Origin of the sequence: Myxococcus llanfairpwllgwyngyllgogerychwyrndrobwllllantysiliogogogochensis, assembly GCF_006636215.1 — a bacterium.
In the GTDB taxonomy this organism is placed as follows: domain Bacteria; phylum Myxococcota; class Myxococcia; order Myxococcales; family Myxococcaceae; genus Myxococcus; species Myxococcus llanfairpwllgwyngyllgogerychwyrndrobwllllantysiliogogogochensis.
The window spans coordinates 1-588 of the sequence record NZ_VIFM01000624.1; the positions used below are offsets into that span (position 1 = coordinate 1).

Consider the following 588-nt stretch of genomic DNA (forward strand, 5'->3'; position numbering starts at 1 on the left):
GGCTGGTGGCGAAGTTCCGCTACGGCCTGCATGCGTTCCTCTCCACCAAGCGGGATGACTGGAAGCCGCTCGACGGCGTCGAGGCCACGGGCTGGATCCGCCGGTGGGTGGGCGCGGAGGCCTACGAGGTGCTGTGGCGCCGCCTCTTCGAGTACAAGTTCTACGAGCACACGGGCAACCTCTCGGCCGCCTGGATCTGGAGCCGCATCCGCCGCATCGGCCGCTCGCGCTACAGCCTCATGCAGGAAAAGCTCGGCCACCTGGAGGGCGGCTCCGCCACGCTGCTGGACGGCATGGCCGCGGACATCCGCGCGCACGGCGGCGAGATCCGCCTGTCCACGCCCGTGACGCGGGTGCGCATGGAAGCGGGCCGCGTGCAGGGCGTGGAGACGGCGCAGGGCTTCGAGGCCTTCGACAAGGTGATCAGCACCGTGCCGCTGCCCTTCGTGCCGCGCCTCATGCCGGACCTGCCGCAGGACGTGCTCTCGCGCTTCGCGGCGCTGAAGAACATCGCCGTGGTCTGCGTGATCGCCAAGCTGCGCAAGCCCCTCACCGAGAACTTCTGGCTCAACGTGAACGACCCGGACA

At 69.4% G+C, this 588-nt stretch carries 1 protein-coding gene; it reads left to right on the top strand.

What is annotated here, in order from left to right:
* A partial coding sequence (locus FJV41_RS57110; RefSeq protein WP_181791541.1) for an FAD-dependent oxidoreductase occupies nt 1-588 on the top strand: 588 nt, incomplete at both ends.